At 71.6% G+C, this 25,108-nt stretch carries 25 protein-coding genes and 1 riboswitch; of the genes, 11 read left to right on the forward strand and 14 right to left on the reverse strand.

The window, feature by feature from the left end; all coding sequences use genetic code 11:
• Position 1 precedes the first annotated feature (1 nt).
• Positions 2–418 carry a Fur family transcriptional regulator gene (locus ACIQV3_RS13285; protein WP_403712513.1) on the reverse strand — a complete coding sequence of 139 codons (417 nt, stop codon included), beginning with the start codon at positions 416–418 and terminating at the stop codon, positions 2–4.
• Between the two features lie 149 nt (positions 419–567).
• Between ACIQV3_RS13285 and ACIQV3_RS13290 the strand changes: the two genes are divergently transcribed.
• Positions 568–2,022 carry a catalase gene (locus tag ACIQV3_RS13290; RefSeq protein ID WP_403712514.1) on the forward strand — a complete coding sequence of 485 codons (1,455 nt, stop codon included), beginning with the start codon at positions 568–570 and terminating at the stop codon, positions 2,020–2,022.
• Positions 2,023–2,092: 70 nt separating this feature from the next.
• Here ACIQV3_RS13290 and ACIQV3_RS13295 read toward each other — a convergent pair whose 3' ends face one another.
• Both ACIQV3_RS13295 and hisN read right to left on the reverse strand, forming a co-directional pair.
• Positions 2,093–2,500: a cyclic nucleotide-binding/CBS domain-containing protein gene (locus tag ACIQV3_RS13295; protein ID WP_250750305.1), complete on the reverse strand. Its 408-nt coding sequence runs from the start codon at positions 2,498–2,500 to the stop codon at positions 2,093–2,095.
• A gap of 230 nt (positions 2,501–2,730) precedes the next feature.
• Positions 2,731–3,534: a histidinol-phosphatase gene (gene hisN, locus ACIQV3_RS13300; RefSeq protein ID WP_403712515.1), complete on the reverse strand. Its 804-nt coding sequence runs from the start codon at positions 3,532–3,534 to the stop codon at positions 2,731–2,733.
• 133 nt (positions 3,535–3,667) lie between these two features.
• Here hisN and ACIQV3_RS13305 point away from each other — a divergent pair, with 133 nt between their 5' ends.
• Positions 3,668–4,273, forward strand: coding sequence for a TetR/AcrR family transcriptional regulator (locus tag ACIQV3_RS13305; RefSeq protein ID WP_403712516.1), 606 nt, complete (start codon positions 3,668–3,670; stop codon positions 4,271–4,273).
• On the opposite strand, the gene ACIQV3_RS13310 is transcribed toward ACIQV3_RS13305, so the two are convergent.
• The 4 genes from ACIQV3_RS13310 to ACIQV3_RS13325 all read right to left on the reverse strand — a co-directional run bounded on the left by ACIQV3_RS13310 (position 4,239) and on the right by ACIQV3_RS13325 (position 7,885).
• Positions 4,239–4,562, reverse strand: a complete 324-nt coding sequence (locus tag ACIQV3_RS13310; RefSeq protein WP_112447780.1) for a multidrug efflux SMR transporter — start codon at positions 4,560–4,562, stop codon at positions 4,239–4,241. The genes ACIQV3_RS13305 and ACIQV3_RS13310 overlap by 35 nt on opposite strands.
• Before the next feature lie 152 nt (positions 4,563–4,714).
• The gene (rsgA, locus tag ACIQV3_RS13315; protein WP_403712517.1) at positions 4,715–5,725 is read right to left on the reverse strand and encodes a ribosome small subunit-dependent GTPase A; all 1,011 of its coding nucleotides are present in this window, start codon (positions 5,723–5,725) and stop codon (positions 4,715–4,717) included.
• An 8-nt stretch (positions 5,726–5,733) separates the two neighbouring features.
• A complete protein-coding gene (aroA, locus tag ACIQV3_RS13320; protein ID WP_403712518.1) occupies positions 5,734–7,095 on the reverse strand; it encodes a 3-phosphoshikimate 1-carboxyvinyltransferase in 1,362 nt (453 codons plus the stop codon).
• A gap of 76 nt (positions 7,096–7,171) precedes the next feature.
• Positions 7,172–7,885 carry a M50 family metallopeptidase gene (locus ACIQV3_RS13325; RefSeq protein WP_403712519.1) on the reverse strand — a complete coding sequence of 238 codons (714 nt, stop codon included), beginning with the start codon at positions 7,883–7,885 and terminating at the stop codon, positions 7,172–7,174.
• 53 nt (positions 7,886–7,938) lie between these two features.
• On the opposite strand from ACIQV3_RS13325, the gene ACIQV3_RS13330 reads away from it, so the two are divergent.
• The 8 genes from ACIQV3_RS13330 (at position 7,939) to def (ending at position 15,764) form a co-directional block, all read left to right on the forward strand.
• Positions 7,939–8,754, forward strand: coding sequence for an SOS response-associated peptidase (locus ACIQV3_RS13330; protein ID WP_403712520.1), 816 nt, complete (start codon positions 7,939–7,941; stop codon positions 8,752–8,754).
• Between the two features lie 49 nt (positions 8,755–8,803).
• The gene (locus ACIQV3_RS13335; RefSeq protein ID WP_403712521.1) at positions 8,804–9,484 is read left to right on the forward strand and encodes an alpha/beta family hydrolase; all 681 of its coding nucleotides are present in this window, start codon (positions 8,804–8,806) and stop codon (positions 9,482–9,484) included.
• Positions 9,485–9,774: 290 nt separating this feature from the next.
• Positions 9,775–10,419: a sigma-70 family RNA polymerase sigma factor gene (locus ACIQV3_RS13340; RefSeq protein WP_008741505.1), complete on the forward strand. Its 645-nt coding sequence runs from the start codon at positions 9,775–9,777 to the stop codon at positions 10,417–10,419.
• The gene (gene rsrA / locus ACIQV3_RS13345) at positions 10,416–10,757 is read left to right on the forward strand and encodes a mycothiol system anti-sigma-R factor (RefSeq protein ID WP_403712522.1); all 342 of its coding nucleotides are present in this window, start codon (positions 10,416–10,418) and stop codon (positions 10,755–10,757) included. The genes ACIQV3_RS13340 and rsrA overlap by 4 nt, the downstream gene beginning before the upstream one ends.
• A gap of 227 nt (positions 10,758–10,984) precedes the next feature.
• On the forward strand, positions 10,985–12,670 hold the full coding sequence (locus tag ACIQV3_RS13350; protein WP_403712524.1) for an HD-GYP domain-containing protein: 1,686 nt from the start codon (positions 10,985–10,987) through the stop codon (positions 12,668–12,670).
• Complete coding sequence (locus tag ACIQV3_RS13355) at positions 12,667–13,935, forward strand: HD-GYP domain-containing protein (protein ID WP_403712525.1); 1,269 nt, start codon at positions 12,667–12,669, stop codon at positions 13,933–13,935. The genes ACIQV3_RS13350 and ACIQV3_RS13355 overlap by 4 nt, the downstream gene beginning before the upstream one ends.
• Positions 13,936–14,052: 117 nt before the next feature.
• Positions 14,053–15,063: a tetratricopeptide repeat protein gene (locus ACIQV3_RS13360; protein WP_403712526.1), complete on the forward strand. Its 1,011-nt coding sequence runs from the start codon at positions 14,053–14,055 to the stop codon at positions 15,061–15,063.
• 65 nt (positions 15,064–15,128) lie between these two features.
• Positions 15,129–15,764 (forward strand): peptide deformylase, encoded by a 636-nt coding sequence (def, locus tag ACIQV3_RS13365; protein WP_389691486.1) that lies wholly within the window; start codon positions 15,129–15,131, stop codon positions 15,762–15,764.
• Between the two features lie 204 nt (positions 15,765–15,968).
• Here the strand turns inward: def and ACIQV3_RS13370 are convergent, their stop codons facing one another.
• A complete protein-coding gene (locus ACIQV3_RS13370; protein ID WP_403712527.1) occupies positions 15,969–16,952 on the reverse strand; it encodes a helix-turn-helix domain-containing protein in 984 nt (327 codons plus the stop codon).
• A gap of 81 nt (positions 16,953–17,033) precedes the next feature.
• Here ACIQV3_RS13370 and ACIQV3_RS13375 point away from each other — a divergent pair, with 81 nt between their 5' ends.
• Positions 17,034–17,255, forward strand: coding sequence for a hypothetical protein (locus tag ACIQV3_RS13375; protein ID WP_403712528.1), 222 nt, complete (start codon positions 17,034–17,036; stop codon positions 17,253–17,255).
• A 52-nt stretch (positions 17,256–17,307) separates the two neighbouring features.
• On the opposite strand, the gene ACIQV3_RS13380 is transcribed toward ACIQV3_RS13375, so the two are convergent.
• The 6 genes from ACIQV3_RS13380 to ACIQV3_RS13405 form a co-directional block, all read right to left on the reverse strand.
• Entirely contained in the window at positions 17,308–18,327 is a 1,020-nt protein-coding gene (locus ACIQV3_RS13380) for a ribonucleotide-diphosphate reductase subunit beta (RefSeq protein ID WP_403712529.1), read from the reverse strand.
• Positions 18,327–20,711: a ribonucleoside-diphosphate reductase subunit alpha gene (locus ACIQV3_RS13385; RefSeq protein WP_403712530.1), complete on the reverse strand. Its 2,385-nt coding sequence runs from the start codon at positions 20,709–20,711 to the stop codon at positions 18,327–18,329. Before ACIQV3_RS13385 ends, ACIQV3_RS13380 begins: the two co-directional genes overlap by 1 nt.
• Before the next feature lie 181 nt (positions 20,712–20,892).
• Positions 20,893–20,975: riboswitch (cobalamin riboswitch) on the reverse strand.
• A gap of 91 nt (positions 20,976–21,066) precedes the next feature.
• Complete coding sequence (locus tag ACIQV3_RS13390; protein ID WP_403712531.1) at positions 21,067–21,564, reverse strand: GNAT family N-acetyltransferase; 498 nt, start codon at positions 21,562–21,564, stop codon at positions 21,067–21,069.
• 88 nt (positions 21,565–21,652) lie between these two features.
• The gene (locus ACIQV3_RS13395; protein WP_327304624.1) at positions 21,653–21,850 is read right to left on the reverse strand and encodes a YbdD/YjiX family protein; all 198 of its coding nucleotides are present in this window, start codon (positions 21,848–21,850) and stop codon (positions 21,653–21,655) included.
• A complete protein-coding gene (locus ACIQV3_RS13400) occupies positions 21,847–24,000 on the reverse strand; it encodes a carbon starvation CstA family protein (RefSeq protein WP_403712532.1) in 2,154 nt (717 codons plus the stop codon). Before ACIQV3_RS13400 ends, ACIQV3_RS13395 begins: the two co-directional genes overlap by 4 nt.
• A 216-nt stretch (positions 24,001–24,216) precedes the next feature.
• On the reverse strand, positions 24,217–24,981 hold the full coding sequence (locus ACIQV3_RS13405) for a GntR family transcriptional regulator (RefSeq protein WP_243336098.1): 765 nt from the start codon (positions 24,979–24,981) through the stop codon (positions 24,217–24,219).
• Positions 24,982–25,108 lie beyond the last annotated feature (127 nt).

Raw genomic sequence — 25,108 nt, forward strand, 5'->3', positions numbered from 1 at the left:
GTCACGCCCCCGAGCAGGAGGGGCACACGCCGCGGTACGTGACCTCGACCGTCGACACCGTGAAGCCGAAGCGCTCCGTGTCCGGCAGGTCGGCCAGCGGGTTGCCCGCCGGGTGCACGTCCCTGATCGCCCCGCACCGCGCGCACACCAGGTGCTGGTGGGGGCGGTGGGCGTTCGGGTCGTACCGCTTGGCGCGCCGGTCCGTGGACACCTCCAGGACCTCGCCCAGGGTGACGAGTTCGCCCAGCGTGTTGTAGACGGTCGCGCGGGAGATCTCCGGCAGCCTGTCCACGGCGCGCGCGTGCACCTCGTCGGCCGTCAGGTGAACGTGGTCACCGTCGAGCACCTCGGCCACGACGCGCCGCTGTGCGGTCATGCGCCATCCGCGTCCGCGAAGTCGTTCCAGCAGGTCACTCATGTACGCAGCCTAACAGCGAGGGGATTCGGTGTAACTCCCGAACGTGTGTTGATTTGGATGCTTACTTGACTTAGACAAAGTCCATCGTAGGATCGATTACGTTAGGGGCGCAGGACAGGTTTGCAGCAAATTTACGCAGGAGGCGCATAGTGACGACGCAGGGACCGCTCACCACGGAGGCCGGAGCTCCGGTAGCTGACAACCAGAACAGCGAGACCGCCGGCATCGGCGGCCCCGTTCTGGTTCAGGACCAGCTGCTGCTGGAGAAGCTCGCGCACTTCAACCGCGAGCGCATCCCGGAGCGCGTGGTGCACGCCCGCGGCGCCGGTGCGTACGGCACCTTCACGCTGACCCGCGACGTCTCGCAGTGGACCCGGGCGAAGTTCCTGTCCGAGGTCGGCAAGGAGACCGAGACCTTCCTGCGCTTCTCCACCGTCGCAGGCAACCTCGGCTCGGCCGACGCCGTGCGCGACCCCCGCGGCTGGGCGCTGAAGTTCTACACCGAAGAGGGCAACTACGACCTCGTCGGCAACAACACCCCGGTGTTCTTCATCAAGGACGCCATCAAGTTCCCCGACTTCATCCACACCCAGAAGCGCGACCCGTACACGGGCTCGCAGGAGGCGGACAACGTCTGGGACTTCTGGGGTCTGTCTCCCGAGTCCACCCACCAGGTGACCTGGCTGTTCGGTGACCGCGGCATACCGGCGTCCTACCGCCACATGAACGGCTTCGGCTCGCACACGTTCCAGTGGAACAACGAGGCCGGCGAGGTCTTCTGGGTCAAGTACCACTTCAAGACCGACCAGGGCATCAAGAACCTCACCCAGGCCGAGGCCAACCAGCTCGCCGGTGAGGACCCCGACTCGCACCAGCGCGACCTGCGCGAGTCCATCGAGCGCGGCGACTTCCCGTCCTGGACCGTCCAGGTCCAGATCATGCCGGCGGCCGAGGCGGCCGAGTACCGCTTCAACCCGTTCGACCTCACCAAGGTGTGGCCGCACGCGGACTACCCGCTGATCGAGATCGGCAAGCTGGAGCTCAACCGCAACCCGGAGAACGTCTTCGCCGAGGTCGAGCAGTCGATCTTCTCCCCGGCGCACTTCGTTCCCGGCATCGGTCCGTCCCCGGACAAGATGCTCCAGGGCCGTCTCTTCGGCTACGGCGACGCCCACCGCTACCGCGTCGGCATCAACGCCGACCACCTGCCGGTGAACCGCCCGCACGCCACCGAGGCACGCACCAACTCCCGCGACGGCCACCTGTACGACGGCCGCCACGGGGGCGCCAAGAACTACGAGCCGAACAGCTTCGGCGGCCCGCACCAGACGGACCGTCCGCTGTGGGTCTCCTCCGCCGTCACCGGTGGCACGGGCAACCACGCCGCGCCCTCGCACTCCGAGGACAACGACTTCGTCCAGGCGGGCAACCTCTACCGCCTGTACTCGGAGGACGAGAAGACCCGTCTGATCGAGAACCTCTCCGGCTTCATCGCCAAGGTCTCCCGCGACGACATCGTCGAGCGTGCGATCAACAACTTCCGCCAGGCGGACGGTGACTTCGGCAAGCGTCTGGAAGCCGCGGTCCAGGCCCTCCGCGCCTGATCGACGCCTTGCCGTAGCAGGCCGACGGGCCGGTGCTCCCCGTGAGGGGGCGCCGGCCCGTCGGCCGTTCCTACGCGGGCACCGAGGCGGGCACGGTGGTGCGCCGCGCCGGGGCCCAGCAGCGGATGACATCGCGTACGGACACGATGCCCACCGGGCCGCCGTGCTCCAGGACGATCAGATGACGGAAGCCGCCGTGGGCCATCGCCTCGGCGGCTTCCTGCACGGTGGCGTCCGGGGTGCAGAAGACCACGTTGTTGGTGGTGTGCGCGCCCACGGACTCCCGGTCCGGATCGTGGCCCGCGCCGATCGAGTTGAGGATGTCGCGCTCGGTCAGGATGCCGATGCCGCTGTGTTCGGGATCGAGGACGACGGCGGCGCCGACGCGCCGGCCGGACATCAGACAGGCCGCCTGCCGCAGGGTGTGAGTGGGTCCGAGGGTGAGGATCACGGTGCTCATGGCGTCACGGACGAGCATGAAGAGAGCCACCTCCTGGTGAGTCCCCCCGCTTGGGTGGGTGCGCGCGAAGGGCCGCACTTAGAGAAGCCCTTCACAAGCGCACAAGCGGGAGGAGTCTCAGATTCCCACGCACGCGGAATGTCGGCAAGGAGGCGCGTAAGGGGCACATTCGGCACGTACGGGCGCAGGTTCACCGCCACGGTGGCGCGCGGGCGTCGCGCGCCCGCCGCGCGCCCGCCGCGCGGGCGTCAGCCGCGCGGGCGCAGCAGGGAGAGCATCTCCGCGTGCAGCAACCCGTTCGAGGCCGCCGCGTTGCCGCCGTGCACGCCGTTCACTCCGTCGAGCGAGGTGAAGCGGCCGCCGGCCTCCTCCACCACGACCGCCAGGGCCGCCATGTCCCACAGGCTCAGCTCCGGCTCGGCGCACAGGTCGAGCGAGCCCTCGGCGACCATCATGTACGGCCAGAAGTCGCCGTACCCCCGCGTGCGCCAGCACGCGCGGGTCAGGTCCAGGAAGCCGGGCAGCCGCCCCTGCTCCTCCCAGCCGCTCAGCGAGGAGTAGGCGAAGGAGGCGTCGCCGAGGGTGGCGACCTCGGAGACGCCGAGCGCGGTGGTCTCGGCGAGCGCGCCGCCCGTGAAGGCCCCCCGGCCGCGCGCCGCCCACCAGCGGCGGCCCAGCGCGGGCGCGGAGACCACGCCGACGACGGGACGGAAGGCGCCGTCGGCCTGCTCCTCCATGAGGGAGATCAGCGTCGCCCACACCGGAACGCCGCGCACGTAGTTCTTCGTACCGTCGATCGGGTCCACGACCCAGCGGCGCGGGCCGTCGCCCTTGAGGCCGTACTCCTCGCCCAGGATGGCGTCGGAGGGCCGCGCGGCGGCGATCCCGGCCCGGATGATCTCCTCGGTGGCGGTGTCGGCCTCGCTCACCGGGGTCATGTCGGGCTTGGTCTCGACCTTCAGGTCGAGGGCGCGGAACCGCTCCATCGTGGCGGCGTCCGCCGCGTCGGCGAGTTCGAGGGCAAGGCGCAGGTCATCGTCATACTCGGGCATGCCAGAACCCTACCGAGGCGGCCGGGACGGCGGGGCGGGCGTCCACGGTGCGGCACGGGCACCCTTGACAGGATCTGTCGGTCCGTCAACTCTGACGGAGGCGTCGACCGGAGGTGTCACAGGGGAGGCGACGGTGCCCACGGCCCGGGAGTCCTTGCTCGAAGCGGCGGGAGCGGCGCTCGCGGCGCGCCCGTGGCCGGCCGTGCGGATGATCGACGTGGCCGCCGCCGCCGGAGTGTCGCGGCAGACCCTCTACAACGAGTTCGCGGGCAAGACGGGCCTGGGTCACGCCCTGGTCCGGCGCGACGCGGCCTGGTACCTCGACGGCGTGGACCGGGCCCTGTCCGCCCCGGGTGCTGGGGGTGCCCCGGGTGCTGCGGCCGAGGGGGCGGTGGCGGTCGCGGAGTGGACCGTGCGCGCGGGCCGCGAGCGCCCCCTCGTACGGGCCCTGCTGACGGGGTGCTGGAACGGCGACTTACCCGTCCCGGCCGGCCGCGGGGTCCGGCCGGGACTGCCCGCGCTGGGGCCCGACGAGCTGATCCGAGGGGTCCGCGAGCGGGCCGGCGCCGCGTTCGGGGCGGGGGAGCGGGGCGGAGGGCGGGAAGGAGCCCAGCGGTGCGAGCTCGCCGTGCGGATCGCGCTGTCCTATCTGATCGCCCCGGCCGAGCAGCCGGGGACGGGCCTGGCCGGGCTGCTGCGGCTGCTCAGTGCGACGAGCCCGAGAGCTGGAGCCCGATGACGCCGAGGATCACCAGCGAGATCGAGACGAGCTTGAGGGTGGAGACCAGGTCCCCGAGGAAGACCATCCCGTAGATCGCCGTACCGGCCGCCCCGATGCCGGTCCACACCGCGTAGGCCGGGCCCACGTCCAGCTTCTTCAGGGCCAGCGTCAGCAGACCGAAGCTGCCGAGCGCGAAGCACGCGAAGGCGATGGTCGGCCACAGCCGGGTGAAGCCGTGCGACAGCTTGAGGCAGACCGCGAATCCCGTTTCCAGGATCCCGGCGACCACGACCAGCAGCCACGCCATGGCGTACGCCTCCCCGCGTCATGTGACGCGCTCAAGGGCCGGGCCCGGGCGTCACTTGGTGCGATTATGCATTTACCAGACATCGGGGGCGGCAAACCCCGCCGGTCCTTCACCCTTCGATCAGGCGCCCGCCCGGCCCGGCGCCCGCCCGGTCAGTCGCCCTCGCGGCGCTCCCGCGTCTGCAGCAGTCGCCGCAGCGAGTACAGCCGCGCCGGATCCGCGTGGCCGTCCTCCACCCACTTGTCGAGCGCGCAGTCCGGTTCGTCGTGGCTGCACGCGCGCGGGCACCCCTCCGTCCCCGGGACCAGCTCCGGGAAGGCCAGGATGACCCGGGACGGGTCCACGTGGTGCAGGCCGAAGGACCGTACGCCCGGGGTGTCGATGACCCAGCCGTCCCCGCCCGGCAGCGGCAGCGCGAGCGCGGAGGTGGTGGTGTGCCGGCCGCGGCCGGTCACCGAGTTGACCACGCCGGTCGCGCGCTGGCGGCCCTCGGCGACCAGCGAGTTCACCAGCGTGGTCTTGCCGACGCCCGAGTGGCCGACGAAGGCGGTGATCCGGCCGTTCAGGCGCTCGCGCACCCGCTCGGCCGCGTCGCCCGTCGCCAGCTCCTCGCGGTTGGTGACCACGTAGTTCAGGCCGAAGGTCGAGTAGATCTCCAGGATCTTGTCCGCGGAGGTCAGGTCGGACTTCGTGAGCACCAGCAGCGGTTCCAGCCCGGCGTCGTACGCGGCCACCAGGCAGCGGTCGATCATCCGGGGGCGCGGTTCCGGATCGGCCAGCGCCGTCACGATGGCCAGCTGGTCGGCGTTGGCGACGACGACGCGCTCGTACGGGTCGTCGTCGTCGGCCGTGCGCCGCAGCACGGACTTGCGCTCCTCGATCCGCACGATGCGGGCGAGGGTGTCCTTCTTGCCGGACAGGTCACCGACGATCCAGACCCGGTCCCCGACCACCGCCGCCTTGCGGCCCAGCTCGCGGGCCTTCATCGCGTGCACCGGACGGTCCTCGACCAGGCAGGTGAGCCGGCCGCGGTCCACGGTCAGGACGAAGCCCTCGGCCGCGTCCTCGTGCTTGGGGCGGATGGTCGTCCGCGGCCGGTTGCCCTTGGGGTTGGGCCGCTGGCGGATGTCGTCCTCGTCGGTGTTCTTGTTGTACCTGCGCATGACGGGCCCTACGCTCCCACGCCTGCCGGAGCCGCATCGGCCCGGGCGAGCATGTCCGCCCACATCTTCGGGAAGTCCGGCAGGGTCTTCGCGGTCGTCCCCACGTTCTCGATGAGCACGCCCTCCACCGCCAGGCCGATCACCGCGCCGGCCGTGGCCATCCGGTGGTCGTCGTACGTGTGGAACGTGCCGCCGTGCAGCGCGCGCGGCCGGATCCGCAGACCGTCCGCGGTCTCCGTGACATCGCCGCCCAGCCCGTTGATCTCCTTGGTGAGCGCCGCCAGCCGGTCGGTCTCGTGCATCCGCAGGTGCTGCACCCCGCGCAGCACGGACTCCGAGTCGGCCAGCGCCGCGACCGCCGCGATGCCCGGGGTGAGCTCCCCGACCTCGCCCAGGTCCACGTCGATGCCGTGGATCTTGCCGGTGCCGGTGAAGACCAGGCCGGCGTCCGTCAGCTCGCAGGAGCCGCCCATCTCCGTGAAGATCCGGCGCAGCGCGTCACCGGGCTGGGTGGTGCGGCGCGGCCAGTCCGGGATGGTGACCGTACCGCCGGTGATCAGGGCCGCCGCCATGAAGGGCTGCGCGTTGGACAGGTCCGGCTCGACGACCAGGTCGCGGCCGAGCAGGGCGCCGGGGGCGACCCGCCAGACGTTCTTCTCGCCGCCGGACTCGGGGGTGTCGACCTGCGCCCCCGCCGCGCGCAGCATCTCCACCGTCATCCGGATGTGCGGCATGGACGGCAGGTTGGTGCCCACGTGCCGGACCTCGACGCCCTGGTTGAAGCGCGGGGCGGAGAGCAGCAGCGCGGAGACGAACTGAGAGGAGTTGGTCGCGTCGATCTCGACGGTCCCGCCCTCCAGGGCACCGCCGCCCTGGACGGTCAGCGGCAGCGCCCCGCGGCCGTCGTCGTCGATGCGGGCGCCGAGCGTGCGCAGCGCCGTGATGACCTGGCCGAGGGGGCGTTCGTAGGAGCGCGGGTCGCCGTCGAAGCGGATGTCGCCGGAGGCGAGGGTGGCGACGGGCGGCAGGAAGCGCATGACCGTGCCCGCGTTGCCCACGTCGACCGTGGCCGGTCCGTGCAGCGCGGTCGGGATGATCCGCCAGGCCTCACCGGCCTGGCCCTCGCCGGCGGAGCTGGAGGAGACCGTCTCCTCGATGCCCACGCCCAGCGCGCGCAGCGCGTCGGACATCAGCTGGGAGTCGCGCGAACGCAGCGGGCGGCGCACCCAGCCCGGCTCGGAGGCGAGCGCGGCGAGCACGAGGGCGCGGTTGGTGACCGATTTGGACCCGGGCACGGTGACGGTGGCCTGGACGGCGGTGTCGGCGAGGGGGGCGGGCCAGAGGGCGGGGAGCGCGGGGGTCTCGGTCATGGCCCCCACTTTAGTGGCTTCCCATGGCCACAGATCTTGATCACCGGGGGAGTCTCGGCGGGCGGACAGGCGTCGGTCAGAGGGCGAGCAGCCAGCGGCCGCCGCCGACGAGCGAGCACAGCGCCACCACGTGGAAGAGCAGGAGCCACACCACCGGGTGCACGTGGGTGAGCCGTCCGAGCTGGTCCGCGTCGGAGTCCGGGGCCGCGCCGCCCCGGCGCTTGGCCCCCAGCTCGAAGACCGGCCGGACGCCGCCGAGGAGCAGGAACCACACCACGGCGTAGGCGAAGACCGCCTGCACGTCCGCCGGGGCCAGCCAGGAGACCAGGACGAAGGTGGCGCCCGTGAGCAGCACCGTCAGCAGCCCGTACGCGTTGCGGATCATCACCAGCACCGCCAGCAGCAGGGCCGTCACCGCCCACAGCAGCAGGGTGATCCGGTGCGCCGAGAGCAGGGCCGCCCCGCCGAGGCCGAGCAGCGAGGGAGCCGTGTACCCGGCGGCGGCGGTGAGGACCATGCCGAGGCCGGTGGGCTTGCCGCGGCTGACCGTGACCCCGCTGGTGTCCGAGTGCAGCCGGATCCCGTCCAGGCTGCGGCCCGTCAGCAGCGCCAGCAGCCCGTGACCGCCCTCGTGGGCGATGGTGATGGCGTTGCGCGACAGCCGCCACACGGGCCGGGGGCCCACCGCCACGAGCGCCGCCAGCCCCGTCGCGATCACCAGCCACTGGTCGGGCGCCGCCTGTATGCCGGTGAGCCGGTCCCACAGGCCGGCCGTGGTGCTCGTGTTCATGAGGTGGCGGACTCCTTGCGGTGGCGATCGGGTGACATGGCAGTGTGGCAGCCATGTGCGGAAGGTATGCGGCCAGTCGTGGGCCGGAGGAGCTGGCCGAGGTCTTCGGGGTGGAGCGGTGGGAGCCGGAGGAGGTGCTGGCTCCGGACTGGAACGTGGCTCCGACGAAAGAGGTCCACGTCGTCCTCGACCGTCCTGTGAAGGACGCTCCGAGCAGGCGTCCGGTTCGCCAGCTGAGGGTCCTCAAGTGGGGGCTGGTGCCGTCCTGGGCGCAGAACCCCGACGGCGCCGCCCGGATGATCAACGCCCGGTCCGAGACCATCGCCGAGAAGCCCTCCTTCCGCCGCCCCTTCGCGCAGCGCCGCTGCATCGTCCCGGCGGACGGCTACTACGAGTGGGTCACCGCCCACGACGAGCGTCGGCTGGAGGTCGAGGGCAAGAAGAAGCGGGCGCGCAAGCAGCCCTACTTCGTCCTCCCCTCCGACGGCTCCGTCTTCGCCATGGCCGGGATATACGAGTTCTGGCGCGACCGGACCCTGCCCGACGAGCACCCGCTCGCCTGGTGGGCCACCTGCTCCGTGATCACCGCCGAGGCCGAGACCGGACCGCTCGGCGTCGCCCCCGCCGAGGGTCCGCGCTCGCTCGCCGAGATCCACCCCCGGATGCCCCTGATGCTCACCCCGGACCGGTGGGACGCCTGGCTGGACCCGGCGCGGACGGACCCCGACGAGCTCCAGGCCCTGCTGGCGCCGCCGCCCGGCGGGCTGATGCGCGCCTATCCGGTGTCCACGGCCGCGAGCAACGTCCGCAACAACGGCCCCGAACTGCTGGAGGAACTGGACGGGCCGGAGGAGGGCACGCTCTTCTGACGGCCCGGGCGTCACCCCGACGGCCGCCGCGGACCGGCATCATCGGAGCATGAGCAGCACGCGCGCCGAGCGCCCCGGGCGCACCGAGACGATCGACACCCCGGCGGGCGCGGCCCGCATCACCTGGCACGAGGCCCCGGCGGGCCGGGCCCGCCTGGTGCTCGCCCTGGGCCACGGAGCCGGTGGCGGGATCGAGGCCCGGGACCTCCGGGCCCTGGCCGCCGCCCTGCCCGTCCTGGGGATCACCGTGGCGCTGGCCGAGCAGCCCTGGCGGGTCGCCGGGAAGAAGGTCGCCGCCGCGCCCAAGGTGCTGGACGCGGGCTGGACCGCCCTGTGGCCCGCCTTCGCGGAGCCCGGGCTGCCCGTCGTCGCGGGCGGCCGCAGCGCCGGGGCCCGGGTGGCCTGCCGGACCGCCGCGGAGCTGGGCGCGGCCGGGGTGCTCGCGCTGGCCTTCCCGCTGCACCCGCCGGGCCGGCCGGAGAAGTCCCGGGCCGGGGAACTGCTGGGGGCCGGGCGGCCGGCGCTGGTGGTCCAGGGTGGCCGCGACGCCTTCGGGCGGCCGGAGGAGTTCCCGGCGCGGGGAGCGCGCGGAGCCTCGTACGAGCTGGTGGAAGTGGAGGGCGGGGACCACGGGTTCGCCGTGCCGAAGCGGACCGGTCCCACGCAGGAGGAGGCCCTGGCGGTGATCACCGGGGCGGCGGCCGCGTGGCTCGGCCGGCTGCCGGTGTGACCCATGTCCGGCCGCCGGGGTGACTTTGGTCCGGAAACCGCGCCCCGCCGGGGAATGTGCCGCAGCGGCCTTCTGTTGTCCCGGATGTCGGTACGCAAAGGAAGACGTCGGAGGAGAGGCAACGCATGACCCAGGTCATCAGCCAGAACCGTCCGCAGGCCGCTGACCTGGACTGGACAGTGCTGCCCGCGCCCAAGCGCGGCTCGGTTCGGGCGGCGGGCGACCGGGAAGGTCGACTATTCTCCGATTCGAGCGGGTCCGCTTTCGGAGCCGCCACGCAGTCGGAGGAGGTGGGTCCTGTCGCCGGGACCGACGAAGGCCACGCGGAGGAGACGACCCCGGAGCGCAATGCGCGCTTCGAGAGGGACGCCCTCGGCTACCTCGACCAGATGTACTCGGCCGCCCTGCGCATGACGCGCAATCCGGCCGACGCCGAGGACCTGGTCCAGGAGACGTACGCGAAGGCATACGCGTCGTTCCACCAGTTCCGCGAGGGCACCAACCTGAAGGCGTGGCTGTACCGCATTCTGACCAACACCTTCATCAACTCGTACCGCAAGAAGCAGCGCGAACCCCAGCGCAGTGCGGCCGAGGAGATCGAGGACTGGCAGCTCGCGCGCGCCGAGTCGCACATGTCGACGGGCTTGCGTTCCGCCGAGTCGCAGGCTCTCGATCACCTGCCCGATTCCGACGTGAAGGAAGCGCTCCAGGCCATTCCGGAGGAGTTCCGCATCGCGGTCTATCTTGCCGACGTAGAGGGCTTTGCGTACAAGGAGATCGCGGACATCATGGGTACACCCATCGGTACGGTCATGTCGCGACTGCACCGTGGCCGCCGTCAACTCCGTGGAATGCTCGAGGACTACGCCCGTGAGCGCGGGCTCGTTCCGGCGGGCGCGGGAGAGTCGAACGACCTGAAAGGCTCGGGCTCATGAGCTGCGGAGACGCACACGAGACGGAGTGCTCCGAGGTCCTGGACCACCTTTATGAGTTCCTGGACCAGGAGATGCCCGACAGCGACTGCACGAAGTTCGAGGCGCACTTCGGCGAGTGCAATCCCTGTCTGGAGAAGTACGGCCTGGAACAGGCCGTGAAGAAGCTGGTCAAGCGCTGCTGCGGATCGGATGACGTGCCGACCGACCTGCGCTCGAAGGTGATGGGACGGATCGAGCTCATCCGTTCGGGTCAGGCCGTGCCGGATCATGACATCACGGCCGCGTCGCCCGAGCCGGCCGTCGCCGCCGAGCCGATGCCGGGATCAGCGACGGGCTGAATGATGAAAATCGGCCAAGTCAGCCGATGAAGTAGTACCCGATTGAACAATCTCGAACGGCCGCCCCCGGATGGGTACTTCCTTCACTCAAAGGTGGTAATCCGGGGGCGTCTGCATGGCGCAATGCGAAAATGTGGCCCACCTCGCTCCCGGCCCCACTTATTCTCCCCATTCGGTACTGGTTTGATTCGTACCTGACTTGCACGGCTCAGGGGGAGGAGAGCGCCATGCGGGTACTTCCGCCGTTGGCGCGCGCCTACGTCGTGTGCGCCGTCGTGGTGGCCTGCGCGTGCGTCGCCCCGGCCGTCACCGGCTCCGCCACACCATGGCCCTCCATCGGCCTGCTCTCCGTGCTCTACCTCGGCTGCGAACTCGTCAAGGTGTGCCCGCTCATGGGCCGCCGGGTGCCCGAGGGCCTCGGCTCCTTCTTCCCGGTGGTGCTGGCCGCCGTCTTCCTCCTGCCTCCTGCCGCCGCGGCCCTCGTCGCCCTGCCCGGCGGACTCGCCGGGACCGTGACGGCCCGGCCCGCGGGAGTGCGGCGCGTCTGGCACGGGGCGCAGCAGTCCATAGCCGCCTGGACCGCCGGGCAGGTCTACGGTCTGCTGGGCGGACCCGGGGCCCTGGGCACCGGCTCCTTCGGCGGTACCGGTCCGCCGGGGCCGGACGGGACCGTGATGCCGGTGGGAGCGGCCGGAGCGGCGGGACCGGCCGGACCGGCCGCCTGGGTCGCCGACTTCCCCTACGTGATGCTCCCCGCCGCCGCCGCGGCCGTCGTCTTCTGCCTGGTGCTGACCGCCCTCGACGGCTGCATCCTGGCCGCCGCCGAACGCCGCCCCGCCGCCACCGCCTGGCGGGGCCTGGCGGCCCGGTCCCTCGCCCCGCACTGCGTGCACGGCCTCGCCGGGCTGATGATGGCCGTCATGTGGCGCAGCCCGTACGGACTTCCGGCCGCACTGCTCGTCATGCTGCCGATGTACATCTCCTGCTGGGTCTTCGCCCAGTACCACCGCGAGCGCGCCGCCCACCAGGCCACCATCCGGGCGCTGGTCCAGGCCGTCGACATCAAGGACCGCTACACGCGCGGCCACAGCGAGCGGGTCGGACAGGCCTCGGCGATGATCGCCCGCGAACTGGGCATGGGCGAGGAACGCCTCGAAGTCGTCCGCATCGCCGGGATCCTGCACGACGTGGGCAAGCTCGGCGTCCCGACCCGGCTGCTGCGCAAGGACGGACCGCTGACCCCCGAAGAGCGCAGGATCATCGAACTCCACCCCGAGTACGGACACGAGATGGTGCGCGGCATCGGTTTCCTGGGAGAGGCCCGAGCGGCGATCCTGCACCACCACGAGCGGGTGGACGGCTCCGGCTACCCGTACGGGCTGACCGGGGAACAGATCCCGGTGCTGGCCCGGGTTGTGGCCGTCGCCGACGCCTTCGACGCGATGACCTCGACCCGCTCGTACAGCAGGGCCCGGCCGGTGCCGGTCGCCCTCGCCGAGCTGGAGCGCTGCGCGGGGGCCCAGTTCGACCCGGACATGGTGCGGGCGCTGGTCGAGGCGATCGGCCGGCAGGGCTGGCATCCGAAGGTGACCTCGGACGACGACCTCCAGGTGATCCCGGCCGGCGCCGGCGAGGCCACCGCCGGCGAGGCCACCGCCGCCGGGGCGCGGGGGGCCGTACGGGAGCCCGTGCCCGCCGGTGCGGCGCTGACCGGACTGCCCGCCCAAGCCTCGCCGGCCGCGGCCGGGGCCGCGCCCCAGGCCCGCCCGGCCGGGAACCCGCCCCCCGTCGCCGGATCCGGGGACCCCTGCCACTGCGTGCCCGGGCCCGCCGCCGAGCCCGGAGCCGCCGCCCAGGGGGCGACGGGAAGCCCCGGCGCCCCGTCCGCGCCCGCGACGGGAGCGGGCGCGTGAGGTGCTGGGCCGTCGCCGTCGTGCGCGGGGCCGCCGGGGTGCTGACCGTGGCCGCCGTCGGGCACACCGTGTGGAACGGGCTGGCCGAGCCGGGCATCGCGCTGGCCTTCGGCGCCCTGATCACCATCGGCGAGCTCGCCCGCCGGGACAGCGGCGACGCCGCCCGCCAGCAGCCCGCGCCGCTCGGATCCGCGGGGGCGCTCGGGTACGCCCTGCTCGGGCAGAACGCCGGAGCCCCCACCCACCACGGGGTCCTGCAGATCGTCGCCGTCGTGGTCGCCGCCGCGCTGCTCGGGATCGTCCCGCACATCGCGCGCGGCCGCGGCCCCGCCCTCGACCACCTGGCCCGCCGCGTCCTCACCGTCACCTTCGCCGCCGTCTGCTTCCAGCCGCTCTACAACTCCGGGCAGCTGGAGCACCGGGTCGGCCAGGGCCCGTACCTCGTGCTCTTCCTGGTCTTCGTCCTCGGGCTCACGGCCCTGTGCGACGCCGTCCTGGGCGCCGTCCTCGCCGGGGCCCGGACCGGCTGGCCGTTCGCCCCGCTGCTGCGCGACGAGCTCCGCGCCCAGCTGGGCATCGGCTCCGCGATCTGCGCCACCGGCGTGGTCATGGCCCTCGGGGTCGCCGTCGCCGGCCTGTGGGCGGTGCCCGTCTTCAGCGTGCCGTTGCTCCTGACCCAGATGTCCTTCCACCGGATCACCGCCATCCGCACCACCTACCGCCAGACCATCACCTCCCTCGCCCGCGCCACCGAGATCGCCGGCTACACCCGGCCCGGACACTCCCGCCGGGTCGCCGCGCTCAGCGTCGCCGTGGGGCGGGAGCTGGGCCTCTCGGAGCGGGAGATCACGGTGCTGGAGTACGCCGCCCTGATGCACGACATCGGGCAGCTCTCCCTCGTCGACCCGGTCCCGGCCGGGGCCACCGCCGAGCTGCCCGAGGCCGAGGCCCGCCGGATCGCCGGGCTCGGCGGGGAGGTGGCCCGCCAGACGGGGGTCCCGGCCGAGGTCGCGGTGGTGGTGGAGCTGCAAGCGGATCCGTACCGTGACCAGCCCGTCGCCGCCCGGATCGTGCGCGCGGTCAACGCGTACGAGGACCTCAGCAGGCATGTCGGCGGTGCCCGTCACCCGGGCGGCTCACTGGAGGCCCTGGAGCGGCTGCGCCTGGGGACGGGGCACGACTATCAGACGGAAATCGTGGAATGCCTCGCCAGGGTGCTCGCCCGGGGCGGACGTGCCAGAGTCGGACCCGTCCCGCCTGGGTAACCCATGGGTAATGAGCGGCCGTCCGAGTGGGCATGGTTGGATGCCAGTGAGAGTGTTCCCAGGAAGAGTGTTCGCAGCAGGAGTGTCCCCAGCAAGAGTGTCCGGCAGGCGGGAATCGTGAGGATCTTCGGGAAGGTACGGCACCGGCCCTCCGCCTCGTGGCGGCAGGCCACCGACCGCGCGTTCACCCTGATCGGCGACGGTCGGTACGAGGACGCGGGCGCGCTCCTGACCAGAGCGGCGGACCTGGAACCCTGGCTGTCCGAGTCCTGGTTCAACCTGGCGCTGCTCCACAAGTTCCGCCACGACTGGGAGCAGGCGCGGGCCGCCGGGCTGCGGGCCGTGGCCCTGCTCGACCGGGAGACCGGTGCCCCGGACTGGTGGAACGTGGGCATCGCCGCGACCGCGCTGCAGGACTGGCCGCTGGCCCGCCGCGCCTGGCAGGCGTACGGGCTGAAGGTGCCCGGAGACCCGCACGCCGCGGGCTCCGGCGGCGCCCACGCCAACGGCGAACCGGTCGGCATGGAGCTCGGGAGCGCGGCCGTGCGGCTGTCGCCCGAGGGCGAGGCCGAGGTGGTCTGGGGCCGCCGGCTGGACCCGGCCCGCATGGAGGTCCTGTCGATCCCGCTGCCCTCCTCGGGGCGGCGCTGGGGCGAGGTCGTCCTGCACGACGGGGTCCCGCACGGCGAGCGCGTCACCGCGGCCGGACCCTCGTACCCCGTCTTCGACGAGATCGAGCTGTGGGCGCCCTCTCCGGTGCCGACCTGGGTGGTGCTCCTGGAGGCGGCCACCGAGGCCGACCGCAACGCCCTGGAGCAGCTGGCCTCCGACGCCGGCTTCGCCGCCGAGGACTGGTCCTCCTCGGTGCGGCTGCTGTGCCGGACCTGCTCGGAGAGCGCGATGCCGAGCGGCGAGGGCGACGGCGAGCACCTGGACCCGCACGACCACAGCGAACCGGGTCACCCCGGGCCGCTGGGCCACCGTACGAGCGGGTCCGGGTCGCTGTGGGTGCCCGAGCGGGAGTGCGGGATCGCGGCGCCGGCCGGCCTGGTGCGCGGGCTCCTCGACGGCTGGGTCGCGGACAGTCCGGACACCCGGGAGTGGCGGGATCTCGAAGAGGTCTGCTGAGCCGGGGCCGTAGTCTGTACCGGCACATCGGTGACTGGTGGACTTACGGAAGGCGTACGGCGGACATGGCGCAGCAGGAGAACGACGTTGTCGAGAGCGTGAACGACGGGTACGTCGTGGACACCGAGGACTGTGAGGCGCGCGAGCTCGCCCACCGCGAGCGCGGCACCGCCCGTCCGATCACGGTGGTCGGCAACCCGGTCCTGCACCGGGAGTGCAAGGACGTCACCGAGTTCGGCGACGAGCTGGCGCAGCTGATCGACGACATGTTCGCCAGCCAGAAGGCCGCCGAGGGCGTGGGCCTCGCCGCGAACCAGATCGGCGTCGACGCCAAGGTCTTCGTCTACGACTGCCCGGACGACGACGGCAACCGCCACACGGGCGTGGTGATCAACCCGAAGCTCGTCGAGCTGCCGGCCGCCGCCCGCATCCTGGACGACTCGAACGAGGGCTGCCTGTCGGTCCCCACCGCCTACGCCTCGCTGGCCCGCCCGGACTACGCCGAGGTGACCGGCCAGGACGCGCAGGGCAACCCGATCAAGGTGCGCGGCACCGGTTACTTCGCGCGCTGCCTCCAGCACGAGACGGATCACCTGTACGGCTACCTGTACATCGACCGGCTCTCCAAGCGGGACCGCAAGGACGCGCTGCGGCAGATGGAAGAGGGCACCCCGCGCTACGAGACGGTTCCGAACGCGTAGCCCCGGCTCCCGCAGGCGAAAGGCGCCCCGCTCCGGTCAGGAGCGGGGCGCCTTTCACGTGGTGGGCGGGCACCAGTCCCAGCCGAAGTCGCCGCGGCGCGTCATGAGGGCCCCCTGTGGAGTCAGAACCTCCCAACCTTATCGAAAACGATCAAGGTCGGGGAGTCCTCGGAGTTCCCCGTGCTCCGCGCCGCCGGCGGACCGTCAGGCCGCGGCCGGGCCCCGGAACGTGCGGCGGAAGGCGTTCGGGGTGGTGCTCAGCGTCCGCAGGAAGTGGTGGCGCAGAGCGGCCGCCGTGCCGAACCCGCAGCGCCCGGCGATCGCGTCCACCGTCTCGTCGGTGGCCTCCAGCAGTTCCTGCGCCAGCAGGACCCGCTGGCGCAGCACCCACTGGTACGGGGTGGTCCCCGTCTCCTGCAGGAAGCGCCGGGCGAAGGTCCGCGCGGACATGTGGGCCCGCTCCGCGAGCTGCTCGACCGTGATCTCCTCCTCCAGGTGGCGGGCCATCCAGCCGATCACCTCGCCCACCGTGTCGCAGGAGGAGGTGCGGGGCAGCGGGCGCTGGATGTACTGCGCCTGCCCGCCGTCCCGGTGCGGCGGTACGACCATCCGACGGGCGATGGTGTTGGCCACCTCGGCGCCCTGCTCCTGCCGGACGAGGTGCAGGCAGGCGTCGATCCCCGAGGCGGTGCCGGCCGAGGTGATCACCTGGCCCTCGTCCACGTACAGCACGTCCGGGTCGACCCTGGCCCGCGGGAAGCGGCGGGCCAGGGCCGGGGCGTGCATCCAGTGCGTGGTGCAGCGCTTGTCGTCGAGCAGCCCGGCCGCGCCGAGCATGAAGGCCCCGCTGCACACGCTCAGCACCCGCGCACCCCGGTCCACGGCCCGCCGCAGGGCCTCCAGGAGCGGCTCCGGGTACACGCGGGTGGGGGCCTCGCGGTCGGCGGGCAGGCAGATCAGATCCGCCTCCTCCAGCCGCTCGGGCCCGTGGGGGAGCGTGAGGCTGTAGTGGCCGTCGCCGACGGTGATCGGGTTCTCCTCCATCGCGCAGACGGCGAAATCGTAGGTCGGCAGGCCCATGCCGCTGCGGTCGATCCCGAAGACCTCGCAGAAGATGCCCATCTCGAAGGGGGTGACCCCGTTCACCACGGCCACGGCCACGTTGCTGAGGGAGGAAGGCTTCACCATGACCTCAGTGTGGCAGTAATTCGCTCTTCCATGACAGTCCTGCCACTGTCGGGTTTCGGCCGTCCTGGCGAGAGTGGAGTCATGAACACCTTCCTCGACTACCTCGTCGTCCTGACCGCCGCCGCCCTCCTCATGGGCCCCGCCCTCTACGGAGCCGCGCGCGAGCGCCGCCTGGACCGGCAGATCCGCGCGGCCGAGCGGCAACCGAGCACCCCGCGGACCGGGACCCGGACCCGGACCCGCCGCGAGCGGACCCGCCCCCACGCATCCCGCGTCGCCGTACGCCACGCGCCCGGCCGGTGACCCGGCCGGGCGCGTGAAGGGGTGCGTGAAAGCGGGGCGGATCGCCTCGGGCCTAGAAGTCCTCGTCGAGGTCGACCGTGCCCTCGACCGCGACCTGGTAGGCCGACGGGCGGCGCTCGAAGAAGTTCGTCAGTTCCTGGACGCCCTGGAGCTCCATGAAGGTGAACGGGTTCTGCGAGCCGTAGACGGCCGGGAAGCCGAGGCGGACCAGGCGCTGGTCCGCGACGCACTCCAGGTACTCGCGCATCGACTCGGTGTTCATGCCCGGCAGGCCGTCACCGCACAGGTCGCGGCCGAACTGCAGCTCCGCCTCCACGGCCTCCTTCAGCATGTCGACGACCTGCTGCTGGAGCGCGTCGTCGAAGAGCTCCGGCTCCTCCTTGCGGACGGTGTCGATCACCTCGAAGGCGAAGCTCATGTGGGCGCTCTCGTCGCGGAACACCCAGTTGGTGCCCGTCGCCAGGCCGTGCAGCAGGCCGCGCGAGCGGAACCAGTACACGTACGCGAAGGCCCCGTAGAAGAACAGGCCCTCGATGCACGCCGCGAAGCAGATCAGGTTCAGCAGGAAGCGGCGCCGGTCGGAGGCCGTCTCCAGGCGGTCGATCTTCTCCACCGAGTCCATCCAGCGGAAGCAGAACTGCGCCTTCTCGCGGATCGAGGGGATCTCCTCGACCGCGTCGAAGGCGGCCGCGCGGTCGTCCGGGTCGGGCAGGTAGGTATCGAGCAGCGTCAGGTAGAACTGGACGTGCACGGCCTCCTCGAACAGCTGGCGCGACAGGTACAGGCGCGCCTCCGGGGAGTTGATGTGCTTGTAGAGGGTGAGGACCAGGTTGTTCGAGACGATCGAGTCGCCCGTCGCGAAGAACGCGACCAGCCGGCCGATCATGTGCTGCTCGGAGGGCGTCAGCTTCGCGAGGTCCGCGACGTCCGAGTGGAGGTCGACCTCCTCGACGGTCCAGGTGTTCTTGATCGCGTCCCGGTAGCGCTCGTAGAAGTCCGGGTAGCGCATCGGGCGGAGCGTGAGCTCGAAGCCCGGGTCCAGGAGGTTCTTGGTGGTGTCGGTGGAGCTCATTACTGGCAGGCCTCGCAGGACTCGGGGTTCTCAAGGGAGCAGGCCAGCGCGTCGGCGTCGACGGCCTGCGGGAGCGGGGTGGCGGCGGCCGGGACGGCGGAGCCGGACGCGGCGCGGGCGATCTTCGTCGCCGGGCGCGAGCGCAGGTAGTACGTGGTCTTCAGCCCCTGCTTCCAGGCGTACGCGTACATCGAGCTGAGCTTGCCGATGGTGGGCGTCTCCAGGAACAGGTTCAGCGACTGCGACTGGTCCAGGAAGGGGGTGCGCGCGGCCGCCATGTCGATCAGGCCGCGCTGCGGGATCTCCCACGCCGTGCGGTACAGGTCGCGCACCTCCGCCGGGATCCAGCCGAAGCCCTGGACCGAGCCGGAGGACTCGCGCAGCGCCTCGCGGGTCTGGGCGTCCCAGACGCCGAGCCGCTTGAGCTCCTGCACCAGGTAGCCGTTGACCTGGAGGAACTCACCGCTCAGGGTCTCGCGCTTGAAGAGGTTGGAGACCTGCGGCTCGATGCACTCGTACACGCCCGCGATGGAGGCGATGGTCGCCGTCGGGGCGATGGCGAGGAGCAGGGAGTTGCGCATCCCGGACGTCGCGACCCGGGCGCGCAGCGCGTCCCAGCGCTCCGGCCAGTTCAGTTCCACGTCGTAGTGGTCGGGGTGCAGGACCCCGCGGGCCGTACGGGTCCGCTCCCACGCGGGCAGCGGGCCGCTGCGCTCGGCCAGGTCGCAGGAGGCCTCGTACGCCGCGAGCATGATGCGCTCGGAGAGCTTCGTGGACAGGGCCTTCGCCTCGGGGGAGTCGAAGGGCAGCTTCAGCTGGAAGAAGACGTCCTGGAGGCCCATCGCGCCCAGGCCCACCGGGCGCCAGCGGGCGTTGGAACGGCCGGCCTGCTCGGTCGGGTAGAAGTTGATGTCCACGACGCGGTCCAGGAAGGTGACCGCGGTGCGGACGGTCTCGTCCAGGCGCTCCCAGTCGATCTCCCCGTTCACGACGAACGCGCCGAGGTTGACCGAGCCGAGGTTGCAGACGGCCGTCTCGCCGTCGTTGGTGACCTCGATGATCTCGGTGCAGAGGTTCGAGGAGTGGACGACGGTGCCCGGCTCGGCGGTCTGGTTCGCCGTGCGGTTGGAGGCGTCCTTGAAGGTCATCCAGCCCTGGCCGGTCTGCGCGAGGGTGCGCATCATCCGGCCGTACAGGTCGCGGGCGGGCATGGACTTGCGGGCCAGGCCGGCCTCCTCGGCCTTGCGGTAGGCGGCGTCGAACTCGTCGCCCCACAGGTCCACCAGCTCGGGGACGTCGGCCGGGGAGAACAGCGACCAGTCGGCGTCGGCGTTCACCCGGCGCATGAACTCGTCCGGCACCCAGTGCGCCAGGTTCAGGTTGTGCGTGCGGCGCTGGTCCTCGCCGGTGTTGTCGCGGAGCTCCAGGAACTCCTCGATGTCGGCGTGCCAGGTCTCCAGGTAGACCGCGGCGGCGCCCTTGCGGCGGCCGCCCTGGTTCACGGCGGCGACGGAGGCGTCGAGGGTCTTCAGGAACGGCACGATGCCGTTGGAGTGGCCGTTCGTGCCGCGGATCAGCGAACCGCGGGCGCGGATGCGGGAGTACGAGAGGCCGATGCCGCCGGCGTGCTTGGACAGGCGCGCGACCTGGTGGTAGCGGTCGTAGATCGAGTCGAGCTCGTCCAGCGGGGAGTCCAGCAGGTAGCAGGAGGACATCTGCGGGTGCCGGGTGCCGGAGTTGAAGAGGGTGGGGGAGGAGGGCAGGTAGTCCAGGCGGCTCATCAGCCGGTAGAGCGAGGCCACTTCCTCGACGGCCTGGACACTGTCGTTCTCCGCGAGGCCGCAGGCCACGCGGAGCATGAAGTACTGCGGGGTCTCGATGACCTGGCGGGTGATCGGGTGGCGCAGCAGGTAGCGGCTGTGCAGGGTGCGCAGGCCGAAGAAGCCGAAGCGGTCGTCGGCGCCCTCGGCGAGCGCGTGCCCGACCAGCGCGTCGAGCCGGTTCGCGTGCAGGCGTACGAAGTCGGCGGTGCGGTCGGCGATCAGGCCCTCGCGGTGGCCGACCTCGACGGAGCCGGAGAAGGAGGTGGAGCCCTGGCCGGCGGCCTCGTCGCGGACGGCCAGCGTCAGCAGGCGGGCGGCGAGGCGGGAGTACGCCGGGTCCTCGGAGATCAGCCCGGCGGCCGCCTCGGTGGCGAGCGTACGGAGCTCCGCCTCGTCGGCGGCGGCGCTGCGGCCGCGCAGCGCGGCGGCAGCGACCCGGCCGGGGTCGGTGTCGGGCAGGTCGGCGGTCAGCTCGGTGAGCGTGCGCAGGAGCGCGGCCCCCGGTCCCTCGTGGGCGGACGGGTCGGACGCGGCGCGCGGTGCGGAAGGCGCGATGGTCACGGGGGGAGCTCTCCCTCGCTCGGCTCCGGGAACACCTTTGGTGCGGGGCGCGAGGGGGCGCACGTGGGGGAGCGCGTGCCTGGCAGGGCTGTGCGCATGCGCCACGTGGCGTCCACCGGCCCAACCGCGAGGCCCGGACGTGTCTGCACCCGGTTCGGTCGAACCGGGAGCACTGTCGACAGGTCCTCGGACTTGCGGATGCGCCGATCGAGTCGGTGCATTTCATACCGTTGCGGGACAGTTCCGGATTCTCACCGGATTCCCCTGCGACGACAGCGAGCACGAGCATACATGTGGGGGCCGGTGCTTGCGGTAGCCCCCACATGTTGTGTCGATCCTCGGATGCGGTGCGCCGCTAGAGCTCCAGTCGGTACGTGAGCAGCGGGAGGCCCGGGACCGGGTACCAGTCCCGCTCCGGCGTCCGTACGAAGCCCAGCCGGTCGTAGATCCGGTGCGCCCCGAGCATCTTCTCCGTGGTCGACAGCACCAGGTGGCCCACGCCCTCCAGCTCCCGGGCGCGGCTCACGCAGGCCCGTACGAGGGCCTCGCCCGCGCCGCGGCCGCGGGCCGCCGCGGAGACGGCCAGCATCCGGAACTCCGCCTCGCCGGGGCCCGCGATATCGCACAGCGGGCTGCCGGGAGGGGCGAAGGTCACACCGCCGAGCAGCGTGCCCTCGTACTCCGCGACGAGCACCTCGCCGTCGGGGGCCCGGCCGGCGACGTCGCGCAGCCGGTTCAGGTAGGGGTCGTCCTCGGTGAAGTCCAGCAGTCCGTCGTCGAGGTAGGCCCGCGCGGTGATCTCGCCGAGCTCTTCGTATTCGGCGGCCGCCGCCGTCCTGATGATGATGTCCATGGCATCGAGTGTGCGCCAGGGAAAGAGGAGGGGCCGCCGCGTTCCGTCGGGTGGACGGCGGACGCGGCGGCCCCGGGGGCCCGGCGGTTCAGCAGCAGCGGAACCCTTCGCGCGGGTCGCCCTCGCGGGCGTCCGTACGGGCCCGTTCGAAGGCCCGGCGCGACTGGACCGGCGCGTCCGGGTCGTGCGTGCGGGCGTGGGCGACGTAGTGGTCGTAGGCCGCCTCGCCCGAGAACTCCCGTACGAAGAACCGGGCCCGGCCCAGCGCGTGGCGCAGGCGCGTCACGCGACCGGCTCCTTCACGCGGCCTCCGCCCGAGTCGAGTCCGGCCGCGGCGAGCTCGGCCCGCTCCTCGGCGGTGGGGATGAGACCGGCCGGGGCGACGAGCTTGGACTCGGTCCACGGGACCTCGACCATGGTGACCGACTCGGGCTTGCGGATGGCCTTGAAGCAGGTCCGGGCCGCGTCCACGAGCACGATGATGATCAGCAGGGCGAAGAAGACCGACAGGACGCCGTCCACCGTGGCGTTGGTGACCACGGTGTGCATCTCGTCCATGTTCTTGGCGGGCTTGAGCACCTTGCCCGCGTCGATCCCGTCCTGGTAGACGTCCCGCTGCGCGAAGAAGCCGATCTTCGGGTTGTCCGAGAAGATCTTCTGGTAGCTGGCGGTGAGCGTGACGGCCAGGTCCCAGGCCAGCGGAACGCCCGTCACCCAGGCCCACTTGAGCCGGCCGGACTTGATCAGCAGGGTGGTGCAGACGGCCAGGGCGACCGCCGCGAGCAGCTGGTTCGCGATGCCGAACAGCGGGAAGAGCTGGTTGATGCCGCCCAGCGGGTCCTTGACGCCGACCCACAGGAAGTAGCCCCAGCCGCCGACGACGACCGCACTGGCGAACCAGACGCCCGGCTTCCAGCTGACGTCCTTGAAGGACTTGTGCACGTTGCCGAGGGTGTCCTGGAGCATGAAGCGGCCCACGCGGGTACCCGCGTCGACCGTCGTCAGGATGAACAGGGCCTCGAACATGATCGCGAAGTGGTACCAGAAGGCCTTCATCGAGGAGCCGCCGATGACGGCCGAGAAGATCTCCGACATTCCGAGTGCGAAGGTCGGAGCGCCGCCCGTACGGGACAGCAGGCTGGTCTCCTCCACGTCCTTCGCGGCCTGCGCGAGGGCTTCGGGGGAGATGGCGAAGCCGAAGTTCGTGACGGCCTGCGAGGCCGTCTCGACGGTGGCGCCGACGACCCCGCCGGGGGAGTTGATGGCGAAGTACAGGCCGGGGTCGATGATGCAGGCCGCGATGATCGCCATGACGGCGACGAAGGACTCGGTCAGCATCGCGCCGTAGCCGATGACCCGGACCTGGGTCTCCTTCTGGATCATCTTCGGGGTGGTGCCCGAGGAGACCAGCGAGTGGAAGCCGGACAGGGCTCCGCAGGCGATGGTGATGAAGACGAACGGGAACATCGAGCCGGCGAAGACCGGGCCGTCGCCGCGCGAGGCGAATTCGGTGATCGCGGGCATCTTCAGCGTCGGCATGGCGATGACCACGCCCAAGGCGAGCAGCCCGATGGTGCCCACCTTCATGAAGGTGGAGAGGTAGTCGCGCGGGGCGAGCAGCATCCACACCGGCAGGACGGACGCCACGAACCCGTAGGCGATCATCCAGAGGACCAGCGTCTCCTTCTCCAGGGTGAAGAAGTCCGCCAGCGAGGACTCGGCGACCCAGCCGCCCGCGACGATGGCGAGCAGCAGCAGCGCCACACCGACGACGGAGACCTCGGTGACCTTGCCCGGGCGCAGGACGCGCAGGTAGAAGCCCATGAAGAGGGCGATCGGGATGGTCATGCCGATGGAGAAGACGCCCCACGGGGAGTGCGCCAGCGCGTTGACGATCACCAGGGCCAGCACGGCCAGCAGGATGATCATGATGGCGAAGACGCCGATCAGCGCGGCGGCGCCGCCGACCGGGCCGATCTCGTCCCGGGCCATCTGGCCGAGCGAACGGCCGTTGCGCCGGGTGGAGAAGAAGAGCGTGACCATGTCCTGGACGGCGCCCGCGAAGATCACGCCCACGACGATCCAGATGGTGCCGGGCAGGTAGCCCATCTGCGAGGCGAGCACGGGACCCACGAGCGGTCCGGCGCCGGCGATGGCGGCGAAGTGGTGGCCGAAAAGCACGCGCCGGTCGGTCGGGTGGAAGTCGACACCGTTGTCAAGGCGTTCGGCGGGGGTGGCGCGGGTCTTGTCCACCTTCAGTACGCGGTTCGCGACGAAGCGCGCGTAGAAGCGGTAGCCGATCGCGTACGAGCCCAGCGCGGCGGCGAGCAGCCAGGCGGCCGAGATCTCCTCGCCGCGCGAGAGCGCCAGCACGCCCCAGCCGATGGCCCCCACGAGCCCGACCAGCACCCACACGGCCACGGCCTTGGGAGACATGCCCCCTGATGGAGAAGGCGAGTCCGGCGTGGTGCCCGGACTCGCCGCGTCCCGTACCGACCGTGTTGCTTCCGGCTGTGTTTCTTCCGGACCTGGTTCCGTCATGATCCTCGTCCCCTCGTTGATCATCTGCGTAAGCGGCGCAGGGAATCTACGGGGGACCGCCCGCTGGACGTAACCCCCCGTCCGTATAGCGGAACGAGAGTCAACTACGAATCAGACGGCGGGACGCTGGAGTCGGGCGACGAACTTGTAACGATCGCCGCGGTATACGGAACGCACCCACTCGACGGGCTCCCCGTCGGTGTCCAGCGAATGGCGTGAAAGCAGCAGCATCGGCAGGCCGACGTCCGTGCCGAGCAGCCCGGCCTCCCGGGGGGTGGCCAGCGAGGTCTCGATGGTCTCCTCCGCTTCGGCGAGGCGCACGTCGTACACCTCGGCGAGAGCGGTGTAGAGGGAGGTGTACTTGACCAGCGAACGGCGCAGCGCGGGGAAGCGCTTGGCCGACAGGTGCGTGGTCTCGATGGCCATCGGCTCCCCGCTGGCCAGGCGGAGCCGCTCGATGCGCAGGACCCGGCCGCCGGTGGCGATCTTGAGCAGACCGGCGAGGGTGTCGTCGGCCGTCACGTAGCCGATGTCCAGGAGCTGGGAGGTCGGCTCCAGGCCCTGGGCCCTCATGTCCTCCGTGTAAGAGGAGAGTTGGAGCGGCTGGGAGACCTTCGGCTTGGCGACGAAGGTTCCTTTGCCCTGGATCCGTTCCAGTCGGCCCTCTACGACGAGCTCCTGGAGAGCCTGCCGGACCGTGGTCCGCGAGGTGTCGAACTCCGCCGCGAGCGTGCGCTCGGGCGGCACCGGTGTGCCGGGTGGAAGGGTTTCGGTCATATCGAGCAAGTGGCGCTTGAGCCGGTAGTACTTGGGCACGCGTGCCGTGCGGGTGGCCGCCCCGCTGTCCGGCTCCGTGATCGCCCCTTCGGTGGCCATCGCCGCCCGCCTTCCCGACTCCAGTTTCGTTGCCGTCACCGGCTCCTCCGATATGTGCGGTCACATCGTGACACGGGAGGGAGGGCGGGCCTCCTCCCTCCCCCAGGTGTCGGTCCGATAACGGACC

This window comes from Streptomyces sp. NPDC099050 (genome assembly GCF_044759865.1).
Taxonomy (GTDB): Bacteria; Actinomycetota; Actinomycetes; order Streptomycetales; family Streptomycetaceae; genus Streptomyces.